We start from the raw sequence: 22,280 nt of genomic DNA, 5'->3' as shown, positions 1-22,280 counted from the left end.
ACTGCTCCATCCCGCGACAAGTTAAACTATTGATATAGCTTACTTTTTGGTAATGTATTTCTGAATTTTTGTATGACCAAATCTGACATTTGGTTGCGGGAGCAGGATTCGAACCTACGACCTTCGGGTTATGAGCCCGACGAGCTACCAGACTGCTCCATCCCGCGACAGATTAAACTATTGATTTATATAGCTTATATGCAGAAATTAAAGATAAAAATAACGCCAAAACACTAAGTGTATTTGGTTGCGGGAGCCGGATTCGAACCAACGACCTTCGGGTTATGAGCCCGACGAGCTACCAGACTGCTCCATCCCGCGCCATGCTAAACAATTAATATAGTTTAGATTTTATCTTTTAGTGCTGAGGAAATTATGTGACTAAATTAATTTTAATGGTTTATGGAGCCTTTTTCTTAATTAAAAAGTGAACCAACGACCTTTTCAAAATGGTTGCGGGAGCCGGATCTTCGGGTTATGAGTCCGATTTTTATAATTTACTTTATTTTACTTTGTATCATTAACTATACACAAAAAAAATAAATCCCTATAAAACAACAATATATATTTTTTATTATTTCATATAACAATATTTATAAATCTTAATCACATTAAATTTATGAGATTTTTTATTATTTATTGGTCACGATTTTGACCACCGACTTCAAATAACCAGTATATTTTTTCTGAGCTTAGGGAGCATGGGGTAGACTCCCCCACAATCGGCATCTATGTGCCAAGATTTGTTGTTGAGACCACTAATATAAAAGAGAGAGTCCACTGGACTTTTCATACCTTACTAGACACCTTTTAACGTTAAAACCTAGTTTAAAAAAGGGAGATTATCCGAATTGCTAGGGAACATGCGATCAAGTCGAGCTGCGCGCCTTAACATTCTGAAAAGCCCAATGGCAGTCAGTAATGTGGCTGGTTTATCACTTTTCTACCACTAAACAAGATAATTGAACCTTGTTTAGTGGTTTTTAAACGGATTAACCCCTTGCGGCTCGGGTCATCTGGTCAACTCGAAACACGTTTGCAAGAGCAAACAGCATGGCGAGCTTACTGTCATTTTTAGCCAACCCACGATAAATAGCTTTTCTAAAACCAAACTGACACTTGATGATTCTAAAGGGATGTTCGACTTTTGCTCGAATACTGGCTTTGATATATTCCGTTCGGATGGGCTGTTTATTTTTTCTAGGGTGTTTTTTTAAGATTCTTATTTTGCTTGGAATCTCTGCAATCAACCAGTCTGCTTTGACACCTTTTAACTCTTCTCTCTTTTGAGCGCCGCGATAGCCAGAATCCGCCGACACAAAACACTCTTCTCCATGAAGAAGGTTCGCTGTTTCCGTGATGTCATGAACGTTGGCCGCCGTTGTACTTACGCTGTGAGTTAACCCCGTTCTAGCGTCAACACCAATATGGGCTTTTAAGCGAAAGAACCACTGCTTCCCCTTTCTGATTTTTATGCATCTCAGGATCGCGTGCTTTTGCTTTATTCTTGGTTGAACTGGCAGCTTCAATGATGGTGGCATCGACAATCGTGCCTTCTTTTAAGTAAATTCCTGTGCTGGACAACCACTTATTGACCTCTTTAAATAGCTGACGGGAGAGCTTATGTTTTTCCAGCAAGTGCCTAAAATTCATAATAGTAGTGTGGTCAGGGATAGCACTGTCCAGTGACCACCCAGCAAAAATGCGCATTGAGGTGATTTCATAAAGTGCATCTTCCATCGATGGATCACTCATGTTGTACCAATGTTGCATGCAGTGAATGCGGAACATTGTTGATAGCGGATAAGGTCTTCTGCCATTCCCTGGTTTAGGATAAAACTGCTCAATAACCACTTCTAGTTGATCCCAAGGCATCAACTCATTCATGCGAGAGCGGAAAAATTTCTTTACGAGTTTTACGGCGTTTGTTATTAAATTCGCTGTCGGCAAAGGTGAGTTGGTGTGACATGGTTGAAACTCGAAGACTTAAAACGCGATTATCTCATGAGAGGGACTTATTCGCATGTTCCCTAGACAGTAGGAACTTCTAAAAAATACTTTTCTTCGAACTTATCAAGATTTTCAATATAGTTTTTCATATTAATCAATTCTAATTCTCTTTAGTTTTTCCTATTTATAGTAGTACTTAGTAATACCTGAATTAAATTTTTGTTGCGACCTTGACCGCTTGAGCAGCCAACTCTGAAGCAGCAGCTGCTGCTTTTTTGGTAGCATCGCCTGCAGCTAATAGTTCTTCCTTCTGAGTGTCTGTAATGGCTTTTGAAAACTCAGATTTGAGCTCTTCGAATAAATGACCTGGATTTAAACCTGAGTGTAGAATAAGTCCTAAAAATCCACTGCATATGTAGACAAACCCTAAAATCCCCATCTCCACATCTCGTTGAATTAGATTAAAAATCACTGCAAAAAAAACAAACACCCAAGAGAAGCCTGCAACTGCACTCATGCCAAGCCATGATAACAACAATGATGTTCCAATAAGTATGTAGGTTACATCAAGATGCCTTTGGATCAACTTATGAAAACCTCGACTTATGGTAGGCAGTCTATACTATTTAATGGTATACTCATAGTTTCATATACTTTTCTTTGCCCTCAGCCAATCTTTATGGAATTTATAGCCCACACCATAAACAGTGGCTATAGGGTTAAAGCCACTCTCAGTTTCTTGGATTTTTTTACGTATATTTTTTATGTGATTATCGATATTACGATCCGATATGTCGGTTGTTTCTCTATAGGCATGCTGAATGATGTCTTCTCGGCTAAATACGCGATCAACTTTCCCCAATAATAAAGCCAATATTTTAAATTCTACCGCTGTCAGGTTCATTTGCTTACCATTCAACAAGGCAAAATAACCGTCTTTGTGTAGCTCAAAACCTGAATATTCCAGTACATCATCATTAGGCTGAGGCATTCTTCTTAATACAGTTTTTATTCTCGCCATGACTTCTTTGGGACTAAAGGGCTTACAAATATAATCATCTGCGCCTATCTCTAAACCCAGCAACTTATCCATCTCTTGTCGTTTCGCTGTCACCATAATAATGGCGACATTAGAGAAAACCCGAATCTGCTTACAAATATTAATACCATCAACTTCTGGAAGCATGATATCAAGAAGAATTAAGTCCACCGAATTTTGTTTCACAAAATCAACAACACCTTTTCCACTCTTAAAATATTCCGTGTGGTAACCTTGCTGATGACTGTAGGCAATCAACACTTCGGCAATATCTTCTTCATCTTCTATGATGAGTATTGTTTGTTTGGCCATGATTATTTCTCCAATACAGGGAAGCGTATCTGCACGGCCAATCCACCAAGCGGTGAATCCTGAAGAAAAATCTCGCCGTTATGGGCATCGACTATTTGTTTACAAAGCGCCAAGCCTAACCCCGAACCGCCTAATGCTCGATTACGAGATTTTTCCACGCGATAAAAACGCTCAAATAGCTTTTCTTGATCTTCAGGCGATACACTCGGGGCCGAGTCTTGCAGCGCCAATTCAATATGAGATGCCGTTTTCTTGATCTCAATATTGAGCTGTCCTCCATGGTTGGTGTACTTACAAGAATTTTCCAACAGGTTCACAAACAACTGCTGCAAACGATCTTTATCACCCTTAATAATACATTGCTCCGATGTTTCTAAAACTTGGCTATGAACTAACAATCCTTGTTGCTCAAAACGCATGGAAAAATCATCTAAGCTACTTTTAAACGCTTCCAAGATATCCAAACTTTCCAAATTATAAGTCAATATCACGGCATCGCTGTAGGCTAATTGAGTAAGATCATCAACAATATGATTGAGGTTATCCACTTGCTTAATCAGTAAAGCAATACGTTTTTCGTCAGGAACAAATACTCCATCTTGTACCGCCAACAAATGAGAGCGCAATACGGTGAGTGGCGTTCTTAATTCATGAGAGGTATCAGACACCCATTTAGCCCGCATTTGTTGATTCTCTTCTAACGTTTGCGCAAGCTCATTAACGTTCATCGATAAAGTACCAAGTTCGTCCTGTGTAAGAATTGGAATTCGATTAGTAAAATTTCCTTTTTTTAATGCATTCGTCCCTGTAACAATCTGCCTGATCGGTTTCATTAAATGTCGAGACAAGACAATCGCGACAATAAAAGCCACCAGTATCACACCAAGAGTAATCATAAAATAGTTATGAAACTGAGCCGTTAAAAATGCCTTAGCTGGGCTACTTTCGACAAGACGAGAAGGCGCAAAACCTATCCAACCAACCACATGGTTGTTCAGTAAAATAGACTCTACTTGAGGGTTATCATTTAAATGCGCTCTACCGACGATGACCTGTTTATTGACATCGTATAGACTGATTCTTTGTCCCGTTTTCAATGAACCCGGCGGAAGATTTATCCATAAGAAAGCGGGAGATGGAGGTTCCTGCTTCTCTTTGGGTTGCCTGTCTTGTTCAGATTCGTTTCTACCTTTTGCACTTAAGTCTTCTGGCATTTCTGGCTCTGCATCCTGCTCCACAATTGAGCGCCACAATAATGCGCTTTTCTCAATAGGTTGCCAGCTGTTCGATTGGCGATAAAGCTCAATCAATTGCTGCTTAACCGCGCCCACATGTTTTTGCTCTTCTTGTTCAACGAAATGATTAAAACCCGTCGAAAATGTCAGATAAATAAACACAAACATTAGGCCCACAAGAGCCATGCTGGTTATAAAAAATGCAAAAAAGAACTTATGTATTAATTTCAAAGGCACGCAAACATAAATAAAAATAGTTAAAAGACGATATCAGCGGTTTCACCAACATTCAAAAGTTTATATTGTGGTTTTACAAAGCTAGCATGGACGCTACCTAAGCTTTTCGGAAAAGAGGCAGATATGTCCGTTACTTTTGCAAACGAATGCCGAGCCTGAAGAATAATTTCAGCACCATGTTCATGATGAGTATGAGTAATAACCACGCGTTCAAATTCAAGTTTTTGTTGATTCACCGATAGACTGAGCGTTTGTTTAAGGGCGTCTTTAACAAAGTCTTCTTGTTGTTTATCACTCAGATCAGTTGGCATAACGTCATTGATATCTCCCATCAGCCAGGCCTGATTACTCTGTAGTGCCGATATTAGATTCGCCATATCGGTGAAGATTCTAACTTCAACCTGTCCGTCTCGTAAAATCACTTGCGCACTTGTCTCATCAAGAGTGTGCGCTTTAGCGGGCAAAGCCATCATGCTAAACACACTAACCAGTACGAACCAAAAAATACCTTTAAATATCTTAAGCTCAAGATGAAATGTCATGTTGGATTCCTTATTGAGGTTTTTCGATGGTGGTTTTACAAATGATGGTGTTATCGGTTTCTAAATCTTCACCCCAGATAAACTGAGCACGACGATCCCAATCAATGTCATTGTATCCATCTTTAGGTCCCACTGAGGAAGCGGGATGCTCGGTAGCGTTAGCCCAATCCGAATCATTAAAACCACTCTGCAACCAATCTTCCGGCGCGTCTTTAGACATAAAAGTACAATAGCCTTGCCCTGCAATGGGATTTGTCTCACTTTCACAAAGCTTATTAAGAGGCGCTTTATGTAATACTTCGCATTTCCAATCGCTATTACTTACCGCCACTACGTCATTTGTGTCTGTGTCAGTAAGCTGCATGATAAAACCGCCGTCCCCCATTTGTTGATTTCGAGCACCTATATACTCTAATCCTGAGTCATTCTGCTTAAAATCTTTCATCACAACATTCAACTCAATCGGATAATCTGCAGAAAACTCAACACTCTCTGCATTAAATGAGCGTTCCGTCGTAATAGGTACAGAGTCTTCGATCAAAAGTTCTTCGCCAATATAAGCTGCGAACCAATTATCTGCCCAAGCATCCAGTTTTAAATGATGCTCTCCAGAAAAGGTTTCGCTGTGCTTTGTGGTCGTAGCCGTTAGAGTGTTTGATTCCGTTTGACTCGGTTGTTCGCCTCGACAAAATGTTCCCGACTCGAGTTTGCCGCCATTAGTGATGGTTTTCTGTTGAAAGTCGTAACAGCTTTCTCCCTGACTAGAAGGCGTATAAGTGGTGAAATAGTCTTCACCTAGATATTGATAACGCATGGTACGACCGCCATCTTCAGAAACGGTATGGATTAAATTCTCTACGCCACCTTGTGGTGGGCGAAGATCCGCTCTTATACCTTCAGAGTCTCCACTCAAAGGAGCAACTCGAGGTAATTTCTGCGTGTCCACTTCACCGACTAAACATTGAATAATATAAGGTGGTGTTGCAGATGTTTGGTAACGGTAACCGTAGTTCCCATCTGCTTGGCCATTACACACATCTAATGTACCTGATGGAATATCACTGCCATCTGGGTTCTTTTCACCATACAAAGGATAACCGTCATAACCCCAACCAATGATGGCGTCATCACCTTGGTTTTTCATGGTATCTATCATACATGTTGGCGACGCATGATAATGGTAATCGTCACCTCGACCAGCATGCCCACCACAGTTATCTAGCTGGCCAAGCGCTAAGGTATCGTGTGTTTCATCGTATTCATCAACATCCAACTCTCCTTGAGATGAATAATCGTAAATAGGTACACCATTTACTGCGACACCTACGGCAGCGTCTATCGTCGTAAAGTTTTCTGCTTTTTTAGGGTTAAGCTTAATAGGGGCAGCATAGCCTTCTGCTGGAACGGGTATTTGCTCATTAGTGCCTGTAATGCCCGTCATCATTTCATGATCTGGATAAGTCGAGGACGCTACATAAGCGTAATCCTTATCACAAGTCACCGAGACATCAGATGAAAAGCCGGCCTCAGTCACCGAACTTCTAATATCATCACAACGAGGAGAATCAAAACTGTCAGTGAGCGTTGGCGGATTGAGTTTCACCGGCTCCGCTGGTCTAACTCTATCTTCTGACTGATTTCTGTGCTCATTAGACTCACGATCATAAGTCACCGTCATAGTAGTAGAACCAAGAGTGATGTCTTTTATGGCAGCAAGCAACGTGGCCCTATCCACAGGCTCATTACCACTTATTTTGGCGGGTGACGATAAAGCATAGAGAGTAAACTGGTAGACCTTTTCACCAGGTCCTTTAGAACAAGGTGGCGCATACTGAAGTAAATTGTTAACACTATTACTACCTATTTCACCCAGTGTTTCACCACTGTTTACTTGGCTCTTACTTGATGGAATATTATACATGGTCCAATACCAATGAATGCCCTCAGCCGCATTATGATGCATAACCAACGCATAATATTGTGTTTCATCAGGTGCACCACTCCAACTAAATGGAGGACTCACACTCTCTCCATCACAGCTGTAGGTAACAGGTAAATGGCCACCATCGAGCATTTTAGGGCTGGTTAAAACAAACCCATCAACATTGGATGCCTGCTCAACCTTATTATTTTCTTCAACACATCCACTCAAGGCAAAAAAACATATAGTAGCCAGTAAAAACACTGATTTTTGTTCCATCACGCAGTACTCCACCAAATTAAGAGTCAATATAGAAATAACTATAGGTAGACTAATCAGAAAATGTAGGCAAATTATGTAGTTTTGAAGCCGTGACATAGTTTTCTAAGAAACGTAACCATACAAAGTAAACCCCTTTATTTGCTAATCCAGACACTTCTATGTCGAGAGACAAACTACCGCTACGTCACAACTTAAGCCGATACGCCTCCGTTTAATTCGAAATGAGCCGTCCCACTGGCTTTTTGATGTCTATGAAAATGTCCTATGGTTTTACTAAAAAAACATATTTGTAGTATTATAGTATTTTACTTTACATCAAGTTAACGGCCTAGTAATCTTCCAGACAGTTAAGGCAAAACACTCAAATTATCGTATTGAGAATGCTAGCAAATAACGCGCTCTTTTTATGAAACTCCAAGGAACTTTGAGTGAACAATTAAGTGGGAGTGTGAAATGGGAATAGATCATAAGCAGCTTGCTAAAGATGCTGTCGAATTGGTGAAACCTGCAATAGAAAAACTGTTTGATCAAACCAATCGTCGAGAACTGCATATTGTGGTTATGGACCCTAGGATCAAACCTTGGGAGTCTTCATTTGAAGACGCTATTTTGTATGAAGAATCTATTAAGAACTCGGAATGGAGCGCTCCATTCGATGTTTTTGCTAGAAAAAAAGCAGTTCAAGCTTGGCGCGATGGAACGGCCAATATTAACCATCAAACTATACATCCATCTTCTCTACGCGATGATGATGTGCTGTTTTATGGCTCCTTTGTCTATGGAGATGTTGTTGTCGCCTGTAGTGGTGTCGAACAATGGTTTGATATGCTCGTGAGTGGATGGATTGCTCTGGCATTTGAACAATTAGCCATCAATGATTATCAGCAAACTAAAATAGACAACCCAACTAAAGCGTACAAAAAATAGTTTAAAGTAGTTAAAAAATAAATATAAAAATAGGATTAAGCTTATGAAAAATATAATGAAAAACGTCATTGTCATGGCCGGTATTTTTGCCTCGGCCTCTGCCTTTACTGCTGACTATCCAAGCAAAAATATACGCTTGATTGTGCCTTTCGGTGCTGGTGGTGGTACAGACTCAGTAGGTCGAACCATTGCAAATAGCTCTAAAGACATACTTGGAACAAACATTACCGTAATGAACCGAACTGGCGGTGCTGGTGCAGTAGGCATGAGCTATGGTGCACAGCAGCGCGCCGATGGTTACACTTTAACAGTGGTTACTCGTGAAATTGCGTCATTACCGCAAATGGGGCTAATGCAACATACTGCTGATGACTTCAAACTCATTCGCATGGTCAATCTCGATCCAGCGGTTGTACTTGTCAATAAAGACAGTAAATTCAATAACATTAATGATTTAATCAAAGAAGCAAAAGCAAACCCAGGGGCCGTAAAATTCGCCTCAACAGCGGCTCCTAACTTCTATTTGATCGCCCTTCAAAAAAATCAAGGCATACAGCTTAATGCCATTCCCTATAATGGTTCTTCAGAAGCAATTCCTTCTGTATTAGGTGGGCATACAGCAGTAACTATGGTTACACCAGGCGAGGCAATTTCCCAACTTAGATCAGGGCAATTGAAAGCATTGGGCGTTATGTCTAAAGAACGTATCTCATATATTCCTGACGTTCCAACTCTAATGGAACAAGGCGTTAATGTGACTAGTGGCACATGGCGCGGAATTGCTGCACCAAAAAATACTCCAGATGAAATAGTGACACTTTTAGGCAATGCGTTTGATAAAGCGATGGCTTCAGAAGACTTTAAAAGTTTCATGGCTAAAGGCGCAATGACTATTCATAACATGAATGCAGCTGAGTTCACTCAGTTCGTAAAAGATGATACTAAGTCTTTAAGCGCATTAATGAAGTAATTATTTAATAAATAAGGGTCGGCAATGAAAGTTGTTGCCCCTTATGATTACTTAGTTTTGCTTATTTCAAAAGGGTTTCCTTCTATGTTTAATAGAGACATCATTTTTCCTGTACTAATCATTATTATTAGTGCGATGGTTTTAGCGGCAATACCTCAATTCACAATCCCATCTTATCATCAACAAGATGCTAGCGTAGGTGCAAAATTTTTCCCTACTGTACTAGGTATCGCACAAATATTAATTTGCATTGCCTTGCTGGTACAACGGAAAATGAAAAAATGTAAGACAACTACATCAGAAAAAATATTTTCAAAAATGTCACTGTTTGGCTTATTTTTCTTAGTCGCTTACGCCGTATTAATCAGTCTTATTGGATACCTTATTGCCAGCCTAATAATGTTCACCTTCTATTTAGTCTATTTAAAAACCAAGAAGGCATCTTATTACTTTTTCGCCTATTTCTTTGTCGTCGTTATTTATTATCTATTCAGTGAGGTCTTTTTAATTTCACTTCCTGAAGGTATCTATTAGAGGCTGCTATGTTTGATTATTTATTAAGTGGCCTCGGCGCTGCATTTAGTTTAGCTATATTTCCTGTCCTTATATTTGGTGTATTGGGAGGAATTATTCTTGGTGCACTACCAGGTTTAACAGCAACTATGGGGGTTGCCATACTGCTGCCCTTTACTTTTGGGATGGAAGCAACCGCCGCAATGGTTATGCTTATTGGGGTCTATATTGGTGGCATATATGGCGGGTCGATCTCTGCAATACTGTTAAAAACACCAGGAACACCCGCATCCGCAGCCACCGTGCTAGATGGTTATTATCTAACTCAACAAGGTCAGGCGGCACGCGCCTTGAGTATCTCTGCTGTGGCCTCATTCATCGGTGGCTTGGTTAGTACCATTATCTTAATAGCCATTGCTCCCATGTTAGCAAAATTCGCACTTAGGTTTAATGCACCAGAATATTTTGCCCTGGCACTATTTGGCTTGACTATTATCGCCAGCATATCATCCAAAAACATTCTGAAAGGATTGCTGGCTGGGACAATTGGGTTACTGGTTTCAACAGTAGGTCTTGACCCGATAAGCAGTGTTCCTAGATTCACATTTGGCATCATGGAGCTTTATAGTGGCATCAATGTAATCCCTGTATTAATTGGCTTATTTGCTATTTCCGAGGCATTGAATCAATTAGAAAAATTAAGCTCGAAATCACAAGTTGCTGAAAAATTCAGTAATAAATTAATGAGCTTAAAAGATCTTAAAAAGATCCTTCCTACGTCTATCAAAAGTGCTTTACTTGGGACATCTATCGGGGCTGTACCCGGTGCTGGCGCTGATATATCAGCATTTGTTTGTTACAACGAAGCTAAGCGAGTCTCAAAAGAACCTGAAGAATTTGGTAATGGATCAATTAAAGGCCTCGCGGCAGCCGAATCTGGGAATAACGGAGTGACAGGCGGATCATTAGTTCCTTTATTAACTCTCGGCGTTCCTGGTGATGCGGTTGCGGCAGTTTTATTAGGGGCATTAATTATTCAAGGATTAACGCCAGGTCCGCTTCTATTTAGCCAAAATCCAGAAATTGTCTATGGGATTTTTAGCTCTATGCTTGTCGCTAACATTGTCATGCTAGCCATTGGCTTATTAGGCATTCGATTTTTCTGTCAAATCTCTAAAGTACCAAAATCATTAATGATCCCCATCATTATTTTCTTATCCATTGTCGGCGCTTATGCGATAAATAACGCAATGTTTGATGTGGGTATCGCCATTGTATTTGGTGTTCTAGGCTTTATATTGGGTAAGCTAGAAGTCCCATCTTCACCAATATTACTTGCCATCATACTTGGCCCAATGGCTGAAACTAACTTAAGAAAGTCATTACTCATGTTTGATGGTAGCTGGGCATTTTTATATGAAAGACCGATAGCATTGGCATTTATAACACTGGCTATATTTTCTCTATGGTCAACAATCAGAAGAAATAAAAAGAAAACCTAATAGCTTTTAATTATTTTCTTGGTCTCTAGTATTCACTAGAGACCAAGAAAATATACTCTTTTACTTCCATACTCTGCCGTATTAAAAAATCAAAAATTAACATCACTAGGTGGAGGTAATTGCAAAACTGCGGTTATAAACAATATTTATTCGTAGAATAACGAAAAAAGGGAAGACGTGGGCTGCCGTTTCCGGCGACGATAGAGTTCTCACACAACATCGACATACCCACTTTATGAATGCTACGACGCCCCAACAAATTATGCAACGCAGGCAAATCGTTCAAGGCCAATTATTGCCTGACTTACACCAAGAAATCGGGTCGCTGACCCCAAAACTTGAAAAGCTTATTCATATCTTGGAATGGGCACGTATCGAAGAGTTTGTTCGACACTATTCGTACAGCACTGGCCGTCCTCCCCATGAACTCGCTTGGTTAGCCAACGCGTTTATTGCTAAGGTAGTGCTTGGGCTCACGACCACAGTGCACCTAATAGAACGTCTAAGCATAGACAAAGCATTGCAACGTACCTGTGGATTTCCTCTTCACAAGACACTGCCATCAGCGTCAACTTTTTCTCGTGCTTTTGAGACATTTGCCAAAGGCAAGCTGGCAGAACGTACACACGAGACACTGATCAAAAAGCACTTTGGAGATCGTCTCATTGGACATATCAGTCGAGATGGTACGGCCATCGAAGCGAGAGAGCGTCCACAGAAAAATAACAAAGAGGACACGGATAAACCTAAGCCTAAGGGGCTACCACGTAAAGACGAGAAGCGTCCTGTTAAACTTAATGTGTCTAGGCAACGCACTCAATGCTTAGAAGAGATGCTTAAAGAGATCCCGAGCTATTGTAATCATGGCACAAAATGCAACGCTCAAGGCTATAAGCACAGCTGGAATAGTTACAAACTGCATCTCGACATCGCCGACTGTGGCGTCCCCATCTCCGCTTTATTGTCCTCGGCGGCTATGCATGATAGTCGGGCAGTGATCCCTTTGTCACACATCAGTGCAGCGCGAGTAACTAACCTTTATGATCTGATGAATGCCGCCTACTGCAGTATTGACCTTCATGAGCGGGCATGTGCCCTTGATTGATCACAACCCCAGAGGTGGCAAGAAAGAAGAGTTTGAACCTGCCGATGCGGTGCGTTATCGAGAGTGTTCGGGGGCAGAACGAGCCAATGGCCATCTCAAGGACGATTTGGTGGTCGACACATATGGGTGCGTGGTGCGGTGAAAGTAATGAGTCACCTGATGTTTGGTATTTTAGTACTTAGTGTTGATCAACTACTTCGACTGCGGCAATAAGTCGCTGAGAGGAATAGATAAATATTGATGGCATTGTGCTTCTGGAGCGGTTCCCAGAACGAGCCGCTATGACCAAAAAAAGAGAAAAATTATGATGGCCTAGTCAAAATAGAAAACACGCAGGAAAATGTGCTTAACCCCGAATTCAAGTCCGAAGTGCGACACTTTTCATTTCAAGCAACTAAGCACATTTCTTTAAACACGACAGCTGGTTGCTTGAACCCTAAACACTTCCTTGGACGATTGTTTATTCGTCTCATCGCGAAGTTTATTCTTTCTTCTGTAACATTTCTTAAATCAGTGCCTTTGGACACATATTACCTTAGAGGACCGTTGCTGTTTTCGTTAGCTCCACGCTCCCAAGAGCTATATGGATGAGCAAAATACACTTTCGTATCTAATGCTTTAGCTATCTCAGCATGGTAGGCAAATTCTCGACCATTATCGGCTGTGATCGTGTGTACATGATCTTTAAAAGGCATCAATAACTCTATGGTCGCTTGAGTCACATCTTTGACTGACTTTGAGTTCACTTTCTTTATCAGGTAAAAACGCGTCTTTCTTTCTAACAAGGTGACGATAGAACCTGTTCCAGGTTTGCCTAAAACAGTGTCTATTTCCCAATCACCAAAACGCTTTTTTGTCTCTACAATGGCTGGGCGCTCATCAATAGAGACCTTGTTTTTAATCACTTCTGCTTTCGTTCGCTGGCCTTTCCGGTAGCGTTTTTTTTCCTTGTCTCAAATGGCGATAAAGCGTCCCTTTGTTTCTTTTGTCATCATGGATATATTGATAAATCCATTCATGACTAACAGGAACACCGCAGTTTTTGAGTACGTTAGAGACTTGCTCAGGGCTCCAGTCGATTTCAATTAAAATACGAATAAAATCAATGGTCTTTGATGGCATCCGATACTTGGCTGACATTTTTCGCCTTATCAAACAGGCGTCCTGTGCTTTGTCAGGACAATATGATTTTGTTTTTGTATTTCGCTTTAGTTCACGATAAATCGTGGCTCTATGACAATTCAGTATTCGTGCAATATTTGCAACTGATATTTCTTGCCCTAAAAGAGCGGAAATCTGGTATCTTTTGCCTTCGGTCAACTGCTGATAATTCATGTTGGTACTGCTTTGTTCTGTGGTAAGAAGAATCATACCAACTTCAGCAGTTGGCTTCTTCTACACCTCTTTTGCAGTGTCGCACTTATTATCTGAATTTAGGACTGAGCAAAAAGAGCCTCTAAGGGGGCGATAAGTTATCCACAATTTGGTTAGCTGTGAGTTTTGCAAGATGCTCGGTGTTTACATTATTTAAACCACTAATATAACTAGAAAATAGCACCTCCCTTCACATCTATAAATAAGCCATAAATAATTGGTTTATAAATTCATATGTAATAAGGCAATATAGTTTATCATTAAAACATTAGGTGTTAGAAAAACAGAGTAGTAAAAAGAAAATATTCGGAAGATTAACTATAGGGCTCAAGTATACTTAAACCCTATATCATAATGAGATGTTAGTATTTAATTACATTTTTAATTTGAGGAAATAGTCAAACATTTCAGGAACATTACCGCTCCCCATATTTGCATCAACACCAGCTTGAAGATTGGCGGAAGTACCTTCAGCAACCAAAGAGCGAGTCCCTAAATCTTCTACCATCTTCAGGAAATACCCTAAGTCTTTATTTGCATTTGCAATAGAGAAACCTAGATCACTGTTGTTATCAACGGCGTAATTTTTACAGAATTGCATAAAAGGAGAATTAGATGGACCTGCTGACATAATGTCAAACAACTGCTGGCGATCAACACCGGCACGATCGGCCACGGCAAACGCCTGAGACATAGCAGTAACCGTTGTCATCCCCATAAAATTGTTGATTAGTTTAGTCGTGTGACCGGCACCCAACGCCCCTAAATAAAATACATTTTCGCCTTGCTGATCAAGAATAGGTTTCACTTTTTCGAAGTTTTCTATATCACCTGCAGCCATGATATTCAATAAACCGTCTTTAGCATGGGCGGGAGTACGGCCAAGGGGAGCATCAACCATCCCAGCACCTTTTGCCGCCAAATCCGCACCAATCTTACGAGTTGAAGCAGGAATGGATGTGCCAAAATCAATCAATATTGCACCTTCTTTGATGCCAGACAATATTCCATTTTCACCATAAACCAATTTTTCAACCACGTTAGAAGTCGTTAAGCAGAGCATAATGATATCACTTGCTGCGGCTAGCTCTTTAGCTGTTGCTACTTCAGTTGCACCGCGAGCAACACACGCTGCAACGGCTTCTTTATTTAGATCCATAACATTAAGTTCAAAACCTTTTTTCTGTAAGTTTTGAACCATGTTTCCGCCCATTAGGCCAAGCCCAATGAATCCAATAATAGGTTTAGTCATTTTTATTCTCCTGGGTATTAAATTACTAGTGAAAGCGTAAGTATTCGTTAATTTGTATTATTATAATACTATCATGTTTTTATGAGTTAAAAAATAAATACTGACATATGGCTTAGTACCTTCTAACCACATTGAGTTAAAACAACCTAATCTCGATTAAGAGCTATTGAAGGGGTTTACCAGACGTAAATAGGAAAAAAATATGGAGGAGGCAAGGTAAGAAAAGACCAAAATTAATATGAAAAATATATAGGGCGAATACGATGCACGAAAGTAGAAGTTTCTGGGGCAACTGCATTCGTTCATCGTAAAAAGCTTTATTGTGGAAGCAAATAAGGCTTTATGGACATAACTGACCACCGTTCACATCTAGAATCTGCCCTGTTATATAACCACTGCAAAGGTGAGAAGCAAAAAAAGCAAATGCTGGCGCCACCTCTGTAGACTCTCCAAAACGACCAAAAGCAATGCTACCAGCAATTTTCTCTTTTAGTTCATCGCTTTTATCTGCATGAAACACCGTATCAACAGTACCTGGAGACACAATATTGAAACGTATTTGATCTTTAGTATATTCTTTGACCCAGTTACGATGAACGTTATGTAACCATGCCTTAGACGCAGCATAGATACCGGCACCTAAACCACCACCCTCACGAGCAGCTATAGATCCGGTGCTAATAACAGACGCTGTTTTACCAGATTCTGCAGCAGATCGACGTAAAAATGGAATGGAAAACTTTGTTACCATAAGAGCTGAACGAGCATTCAAATTCATCACATGATCGTAAAATTCATCATCAATCAACTCTAGCCCTGAACGACCACCTAGACCCCCTGCATTATTTATCAATACATCCATACCGCCAAATTCTGCTATAAATGCATTGACTAGTTTCTCGCATTCGCTTGTTTTCGTTAGGTCTGCAGGAATAAATATAACGCTACCTTCCCCTCCCAGCGTACTGAGTTCTTTCAACACTGATTGTGCCGCTTCATTAGAGGAACGACCATTAATTGCTACCTTTGCACCCTGCTGAACAAATAATTTAGCAACAGCCAACCCTATACCTGCAGTTGAACCTGTTATTAGTACTTTTTTACCTTTTAGATCATTAAACATTTTATTTTTACCTTTTTATTAGTATTACAATAACACTAATATAGATTCGAAGTTGATTCACTTCAAGTAATACAATGAAATATGCTCAAAGAAGACTTTCTTAAGTATTACAATTCCATACTTAAGGATGAAAATTGGCACGGAAATGTGATGAAATTCACCATCGATTAGCGTATATTGAGTCAAAGATCGTCATAACAATCGATATCAAAACTACAAAAATTAAGGGCACCATGACGAATAACTTTGCTTTAATATCTACATCCAATCGAAGTTTACATGTACAAGTTGCCCGCAGCATTGCACGCAGTATTTTATCTGGTGAGTTAGCTCAAGGTTCCATAGTCCCCAATGAAATGGCGCTCTGTGATCAATTTGGTGTAAGTCGAACGGCACTTCGTGAAGCAATGAAACTGCTGACATCAAAAGGCTTATTAGAATCTCGGCCTAAGATCGGAACTAGGGTCGTCAATAGAGCTTATTGGAACTTTCTTGACCCTCAGCTTATCGAGTGGATGGATGGATTAAGTGATCCTGAGGATTTTTGCCTGAGTTTTCTAGGCTTAAGAAGAGCTGTTGAGCCCGAAGCATGTGCTTTAGCGGCAATTAACGCAACAGCAAGCCAAAGAATAGAGTTGTCAGAAATTTTTCAGGAAATGGTAAGAGTTTCTAAAAACTTCAACCAAGAAGAATGGACAGAAGTGGACTTAAGCTTTCATCGCCTTATTTTCAACTCAACAAACAACGATTTCTATCTTCCATTTGGCAATATTTTAACCACCATGTTTAAAACTTTCATTATACACTCCTCTCGAGAAGGTGATGTCTGTTTGAATGAGCATCGTATGATTTATGAAGCTATCATGGCTGGTAATAGTGAATTAGCAAGAGCCGTCTCTTTAGATCACCTGCAAAAAGGCAAACACAGACTCCCAGAAACTCAACCCGCGTAACACGGTTCTGATTCGAAGAAAAACTGACCTTTACCAGTTACCAATCCTCCTTAAAAGTCATTTCTCACCAATTAAGTAAGGTCTGGGTAGACTTCCCAGATCTAAATTGTCAGATACTGTGGACTTCCCAGCTTTTAACACGGTTACGTCCTGCATTTTTTGACTCGTACATAGCAAGGTCGGCGCGCTTGAATGCATCACCTTCCTTCATTGTATGATCCCAATTAGAAACACCAAGTGAAATAGTAATGGGCTTTGAGATTTGAGGGATAACCTCTTGCGCCACAAGCACACGTATTTCTTCGGCTAAGTCTATCGCTTGCTTTGGTTTTTTACCCGGTAGTATTACTATAAACTCCTCCCCTCCCGAGCGAATTAAAAAACCTTCATCATGTACTTTTTGGCTAACTATTTTAGCGAGAATTCTAAGTACATCATCGCCAATATCATGGCCAAACTCATCATTCACTTGTTTAAAATGGTCAATATCAAAAAAAATTATACTAAAGGGCGTCAACTGCACAATCAAACCGGTAACAAGCTCATCCATTGCACGACGGTTCATCAAACCAGTTAAAGCATCTTTTTTTCGATCTTCATCAAACTTAGATACTTTATCATTCAAAAAATCAATTTCCTTCCGTATGACTTTTTTAAGTAAATAGGCTTCATAAAACCAAGCTCTTATTTTGATCGTTCTATCTCGATTTGTTGTACTTTGAACTAATTGACGAAGGGGCCTAGCAATAAAATAAGCCGAGCCTACAATAAAGGTAAAGATAAGAATTTGCATAGGGATAGCCTGCTTCATCACTAACCATAGCTGTCTATCTAACTCCTTCAAGACTGTGGCTCGTGAACTTTGAGCAACAATCCCCCAACCTGATTCTTTAACATACGCGTAGCCAGTGACCATAGGAACACCTTTTGAATTGACAACTTCCAACGAGCCACTTTGACCTTTTGTAACGCGATTTATAACCTCGTTATTGATTACCTTTTCCCCTATCCGGTTTTTCAATGGATGGTAAATGAGATCTTTCTGTGGAGATACAACGTAGACATAAGAACCATCTACATAGCCATGCTGTGAGAGTAAACGATCCAAGAGTCGGTTTTCGTGAAGGTAGATAGTCCCCAGTAAGTCACCAATATACTCACCGGTTTTACTAAATATTGGCTGTGATAAAAAAGAGAGGTAAGTTCCTGTGGGTCCAGTAATAGGACCAATGAATTTTGCTGAGCTATCTTCAAAGTTACTGGTTATAGAATCGCTTAAACGGCTGCCTTCTAAACCTATGGATTTTGGTGAAATAGATAGAATTATACCATTTCGGTCCAATATAGAGACAGAATTAAAACCTTGACTCATGTTTCTAATTTGGTCTAAACCTGATTGTAATTCAGCAGGTTGAATGACTTTACGCTCTAACATCGGAGCGACAAGTACAGCACCAGTGCCCAACTGAGATTTAGCATTTTCTAAAAAACTCCCTGTCATATGGGCTAACTTTTCAGCATAGACTCGGTTGGACTCTAGTGATACATCTATTAAAAGATTCTTCTGTAATTGATACGTTGAATAATATCCATTTCCAATAGTAAATAAGACGCCTGAGAGAGAAAGTGACACGATCAAAAACCTAAGTGATAAAATAAACCTCAAAGCCCTCTCCATTTGCACATAACCATATTCTTTAAAATTTTAGCCTACAGGGCTTCCAAGACAATATAATTTTTATTTAATCCTCCCTCCCAACTAGTGTAAGGGGTGACAGAATGGATATTCGTCTAAGTCAGCTAAAGGGCCATCTTTCATGATGTTGTTGACTATTTTTTATCAAAACACAGATTAAATTTTATAAAAGTCTGGGAAGTCCAGACCGTTGATAAGCAATATGGCTAGATAGACGGCTCACACAGAGCCGTCTAAGAAAGGGTTTTCTACATTTGAATTATCAAAAATATTTTTTAAAAAATATTTTACTTTGGCTGCCATGTGTACTTTTCAAAGACTTTATCAACCGGCGTTTCTGCGATGTGATTCGTATAGTTACTCATCACTTTTTGCGCTAATCCAAGTACAATTTCTAGCATCTGACGCTGTGTGTAGCCAGCATCAAAAAATGCTGACATTTCTTCCTGCGATAGATTTCCTCGGTTACGAGTCATAGCCAAGGTCGTATTATGCAGTACTTGAAGCTTAGGTGTTGTCATTGCTTCTTTATTGCGGAGGGCTTCTGTCAGTGCTGGATCTACCTTCATCATGTGGGCGATGCCCGTATGAGCTGGAACGCAATAGCCGCATTCGTGTTCAACATTGATGGTTTGCCATACAACAGTTAGCTCTTCTGCATTAAAAGATGACTCAGAAAAGAGTTTATGGATGGCTTGATAGCCTTCTAGTAGTCCAGGTGCTTCAGCCATAATCGCATGTAAGCCTGGTAATCTGCCATTTGCTTTAATAGATTTTTCTACGAAGGGTGTGCTCGCTTCAGGTGCGCTTTCAAGTGTGTGGGTAGTGAAGTTACTCATCATTTAGTCCTATTTTTTGTCTATCAATTATTGGTACATACTTAAGTGTGTTTAAATATATGTGGTTTTGAACGATCGTTCAATATAAAATTGAACGATCGTTCAAATAATTCCTAAGTGGGTTAGGTTAAATGAGAAAGAACGCCAAGTTCGATCGTGAGCAAGTTATTGATAAAGCAACCAATCTTTATTGGGAGAAAGGTTTTTATGCTACCTCGATGCGCAATTTACAGGATGTTATTGATATGCGCCCTGGAAGCATTTATGCGGCATTTGGCAGTAAAGAAGGCTTGTTTAAGGAGGCATTGATACGTTATACCCAGCGAGGCATGACTTCTTTGCATTTGTGCCGCAGCGAGTCGGCATCTCCGATTGAAGCGTTGAAGCTCTTTGTTAGAAAAGTGGTTGTCGATGCACAAACAAATGCGCCCAGTGGTCTTTGTATGTTGGCAAAAACGGTAGCAGAATTAACAGATGAGAATTCAGATCTCTTAGAGGAAGCCAAAAAATCCCTCAAAGTCATGGAAGGAGAATTTAAAACACTAATTATGGAAGCTCAGTCCTTAGGTGAGGTTGGGCAGAATAAACAGGCGGATCAATTAGCTCGTTATATTCAAATTCAAATTACAGGACTACGCACTTATGCTAGGACGTATGGAAAAGAGGCGCCTCTGGATCGAATGATCGAAGATATTTTTACGCATTACCCTTTTTAGGGTCATGGCGGTTGTCAGAAAAAAATCTAATGTCGCTTCTATAAAATCAAACATCAATGGTATCCAAAAATTTCTATTCCGAGTTACCCACGTGGTAACAACCGTCAGCCTACTTTTGCCGATAACGATGACCTTAAAGTCGACGCCTATTGGCTTAGGAACCTACGGTTAAGAAGTCTAAAATACCCAACTTCTTTGATTCGAGCTGATATCACAAGATACTAACCGTCTCGGCGTTTTTTTAGCTCTAAAAGAATATATCAAAGCCAGTATTCGAGCAAAAGTCGAGCATCCCTTTAGAGTAATCAAGTGTCAGTATGGTTTTAGAAAAACTATCTATCGTGGGTTAGCTAAAAATGACAGCAAGCTCGCCATGCTGCTTGCTCTTGCAAACGTGTTTCGAGTTGCCCAAATGACACGAGCCAAAAGGGGTTAATCCGTTTAAAAATCACTAAACTAGCTTCAATTATCTTGTTTAGTGATAGAAAAGTGATAAACCATCCAAATTACTGACAGCCATTGGGCTTTTCAGAATATTAAGGGGCGCAAATCGACTTGATCGCATGCTCTCTAAGTATCACCAAGCTGCTGCTCTCGGTACTTTTTGATATGTTTACAATAACTTTCAGCACCATTCCCGAATGGTTTCATAACCTAAAATTAACTTCGAAATATAAGTAATTCTGCGCTACCTCAAAAGCTCAGTGTGAAACCGTGATAAAGCCAAACTGTGAAAACCTGAGAAATCCCGTTATTGAAGTCCAGATGCACTAAAAATAAATGCTTTTAATAATCAGTTATTTAGTGCATCTGGTGTTTATTTAGTGCTTTAGTTTACTCGTTTCCCATCAAATAAATGTGAGAAGCTAACAGGATTGTTGTCTCGTAATGTTTCAGGCAATAATGCTTGTGGTAAGTTCTGGTAACAAACAGGGCGCAAAAAGCGGTTTATTGCCGAGCTGCCGACCGATGTACTGCGACTATCAGAGGTTGCCGGAAACGGTCCGCCATGAACCATTGCATGACATACTTCCACACCAGTAGGCCAACCGTTAACCAAGATTCTACCAGCTTTATCTTCAAGTATAGGTAGCAATTCTTTAGCGGCTTGAAGGTCGCTATCATCTATGTGTAGTTACGACTGAAAGCACTGTCTAAATAAACAGTGTTTTTTTTCAAAGATATAGAGTTTTTCTATCAAATTCCAGAAAATGAGATTTCGTTACATCGTTTTTTTTAGACACAGTCACAACTGTAATGTATGGAAACATACTACTTTAAGATCATTATCATAGTTGTTTAGTCCCAATCTGATAAACAGAACCAAACAAATGACCAATGATCATTAATAAATAATATCTATAAAATACAGATACTTATGAGAGAAATAGATAATAAATATTTGTCTATTTATAACGATTAAAATCAATTTTGATTAGACAGGTCTATGGCCAATTCATCTTCTCAATGCATAAAGCACAGAAACGCCCGAACGACAAAACTTCCACATTTAAGGTAAAATAAGGACATTTACTTACATTTTCATGATAATTGTTTTGAGGGCTGAATATTCACTTTGGTCACAATATTGTCACAGATTCGCCACATGAGCTTTTTCAAGTAAAAAGTAGAGAACCAAAAAAGCAGTAAAGACAATAAATAAGCAACTCAATATAAATAACAATTTTGATCAGAAAATTTTTTAGTTTGGATTGGAGTAGAAATAAGAAATGGTTGCGGGAGCAGGATTCGAACCTACGACCTTCGGGTTATGAGCCCGACGAGCTACCGG

15 protein-coding genes, 2 tRNA genes and 5 pseudogenes are annotated in these 22,280 nt (G+C 39.8%); 8 read left to right on the top strand and 14 right to left on the bottom strand.

What is annotated here, in order from left to right:
* Window positions 1–90 precede the first annotated feature (90 nt).
* The 8 genes and pseudogenes from CCS02_RS21875 to CCS02_RS21840 all read right to left on the bottom strand — a co-directional run bounded on the left by CCS02_RS21875 (window position 91) and on the right by CCS02_RS21840 (window position 7,515).
* Window positions 91–167 (bottom strand) — tRNA-Met (locus CCS02_RS21875).
* A 77-nt stretch (window positions 168–244) separates the two neighbouring features.
* Window positions 245–321, bottom strand: a tRNA-Met gene (locus tag CCS02_RS21870).
* A gap of 671 nt (window positions 322–992) precedes the next feature.
* Window positions 993–1,969: pseudogene (locus CCS02_RS21865) on the bottom strand (IS5 family transposase).
* 192 nt (window positions 1,970–2,161) lie between these two features.
* On the bottom strand, window positions 2,162–2,488 hold the full coding sequence (locus CCS02_RS21860; RefSeq protein WP_100637721.1) for a hypothetical protein: 327 nt from the start codon (window positions 2,486–2,488) through the stop codon (window positions 2,162–2,164).
* A gap of 108 nt (window positions 2,489–2,596) precedes the next feature.
* Window positions 2,597–3,301, bottom strand: a complete 705-nt coding sequence (locus CCS02_RS21855) for a response regulator (RefSeq protein WP_100637720.1) — start codon at window positions 3,299–3,301, stop codon at window positions 2,597–2,599.
* Window positions 3,302–3,303: 2 nt separating this feature from the next.
* On the bottom strand, window positions 3,304–4,704 hold the full coding sequence (locus CCS02_RS21850; RefSeq protein WP_198515444.1) for an ATP-binding protein: 1,401 nt from the start codon (window positions 4,702–4,704) through the stop codon (window positions 3,304–3,306).
* A gap of 89 nt (window positions 4,705–4,793) precedes the next feature.
* Window positions 4,794–5,315: a hypothetical protein gene (locus CCS02_RS21845; protein WP_198515443.1), complete on the bottom strand. Its 522-nt coding sequence runs from the start codon at window positions 5,313–5,315 to the stop codon at window positions 4,794–4,796.
* Window positions 5,316–5,325: 10 nt separating this feature from the next.
* The gene (locus tag CCS02_RS21840; RefSeq protein ID WP_100637718.1) at window positions 5,326–7,515 is read right to left on the bottom strand and encodes a YHYH protein; all 2,190 of its coding nucleotides are present in this window, start codon (window positions 7,513–7,515) and stop codon (window positions 5,326–5,328) included.
* Between the two features lie 456 nt (window positions 7,516–7,971).
* Between CCS02_RS21840 and CCS02_RS21835 the strand changes: the two genes are divergently transcribed.
* From CCS02_RS21835 to CCS02_RS21815, 5 genes and pseudogenes are all read left to right on the top strand, one after another.
* Window positions 7,972–8,445: a hypothetical protein gene (locus CCS02_RS21835; RefSeq protein WP_100637717.1), complete on the top strand. Its 474-nt coding sequence runs from the start codon at window positions 7,972–7,974 to the stop codon at window positions 8,443–8,445.
* Between the two features lie 43 nt (window positions 8,446–8,488).
* Window positions 8,489–9,415: a tripartite tricarboxylate transporter substrate binding protein gene (locus CCS02_RS21830; RefSeq protein WP_100637716.1), complete on the top strand. Its 927-nt coding sequence runs from the start codon at window positions 8,489–8,491 to the stop codon at window positions 9,413–9,415.
* A 24-nt stretch (window positions 9,416–9,439) separates the two neighbouring features.
* Complete coding sequence (locus tag CCS02_RS21825) at window positions 9,440–9,949, top strand: tripartite tricarboxylate transporter TctB family protein (RefSeq protein ID WP_198515442.1); 510 nt, start codon at window positions 9,440–9,442, stop codon at window positions 9,947–9,949.
* An 8-nt stretch (window positions 9,950–9,957) separates the two neighbouring features.
* Complete coding sequence (locus CCS02_RS21820) at window positions 9,958–11,430, top strand: tripartite tricarboxylate transporter permease (protein ID WP_100637715.1); 1,473 nt, start codon at window positions 9,958–9,960, stop codon at window positions 11,428–11,430.
* A gap of 235 nt (window positions 11,431–11,665) precedes the next feature.
* Window positions 11,666–12,748 (top strand): annotated as a pseudogene (locus tag CCS02_RS21815) (transposase).
* Window positions 12,749–12,921: 173 nt separating this feature from the next.
* Here the strand turns inward: CCS02_RS21815 and CCS02_RS21810 are convergent.
* From CCS02_RS21810 to CCS02_RS21800, 3 genes and pseudogenes are all read right to left on the bottom strand, one after another.
* Window positions 12,922–13,870 (bottom strand): annotated as a pseudogene (locus CCS02_RS21810) (IS30 family transposase).
* A gap of 412 nt (window positions 13,871–14,282) precedes the next feature.
* The gene (locus tag CCS02_RS21805; RefSeq protein ID WP_100637714.1) at window positions 14,283–15,161 is read right to left on the bottom strand and encodes an NAD(P)-dependent oxidoreductase; all 879 of its coding nucleotides are present in this window, start codon (window positions 15,159–15,161) and stop codon (window positions 14,283–14,285) included.
* Window positions 15,162–15,501: 340 nt separating this feature from the next.
* Entirely contained in the window at window positions 15,502–16,284 is a 783-nt protein-coding gene (locus tag CCS02_RS21800) for an SDR family NAD(P)-dependent oxidoreductase (RefSeq protein WP_100637713.1), read from the bottom strand.
* Window positions 16,285–16,517: 233 nt separating this feature from the next.
* Here CCS02_RS21800 and CCS02_RS21795 point away from each other — a divergent pair, with 233 nt between their 5' ends.
* Window positions 16,518–17,237, top strand: coding sequence for a FadR/GntR family transcriptional regulator (locus CCS02_RS21795; RefSeq protein WP_100637722.1), 720 nt, complete (start codon window positions 16,518–16,520; stop codon window positions 17,235–17,237).
* A 109-nt stretch (window positions 17,238–17,346) separates the two neighbouring features.
* On the opposite strand, the gene CCS02_RS21790 is transcribed toward CCS02_RS21795, so the two are convergent.
* Window positions 17,347–18,903 (bottom strand): sensor domain-containing diguanylate cyclase, encoded by a 1,557-nt coding sequence (locus CCS02_RS21790; RefSeq protein ID WP_198515441.1) that lies wholly within the window; start codon window positions 18,901–18,903, stop codon window positions 17,347–17,349.
* 317 nt (window positions 18,904–19,220) lie between these two features.
* Entirely contained in the window at window positions 19,221–19,772 is a 552-nt protein-coding gene (locus tag CCS02_RS21785; protein WP_100637711.1) for a carboxymuconolactone decarboxylase family protein, read from the bottom strand.
* A gap of 131 nt (window positions 19,773–19,903) precedes the next feature.
* On the opposite strand from CCS02_RS21785, the gene CCS02_RS21780 reads away from it, so the two are divergent.
* Together CCS02_RS21780 and CCS02_RS21775 are read left to right on the top strand one after the other, a co-directional pair.
* Complete coding sequence (locus CCS02_RS21780; RefSeq protein WP_100637710.1) at window positions 19,904–20,488, top strand: TetR/AcrR family transcriptional regulator; 585 nt, start codon at window positions 19,904–19,906, stop codon at window positions 20,486–20,488.
* 253 nt (window positions 20,489–20,741) lie between these two features.
* Window positions 20,742–20,924, top strand: a pseudogene (locus tag CCS02_RS21775) (transposase); the annotation flags it as partial.
* A gap of 393 nt (window positions 20,925–21,317) precedes the next feature.
* Here the strand turns inward: CCS02_RS21775 and CCS02_RS21770 are convergent.
* Window positions 21,318–21,623: pseudogene (locus CCS02_RS21770) on the bottom strand (aldehyde dehydrogenase (NADP(+))); the annotation flags it as partial.
* Between the last annotated feature and the right edge of the window lie 657 nt (window positions 21,624–22,280).

It is taken from the genome of Marinomonas sp. ef1 (assembly GCF_002806845.1).
GTDB lineage: Bacteria > Pseudomonadota > Gammaproteobacteria > Pseudomonadales > Marinomonadaceae > Marinomonas > Marinomonas polaris.
This window is presented reverse-complemented; position numbering and strand designations above follow the sequence as displayed.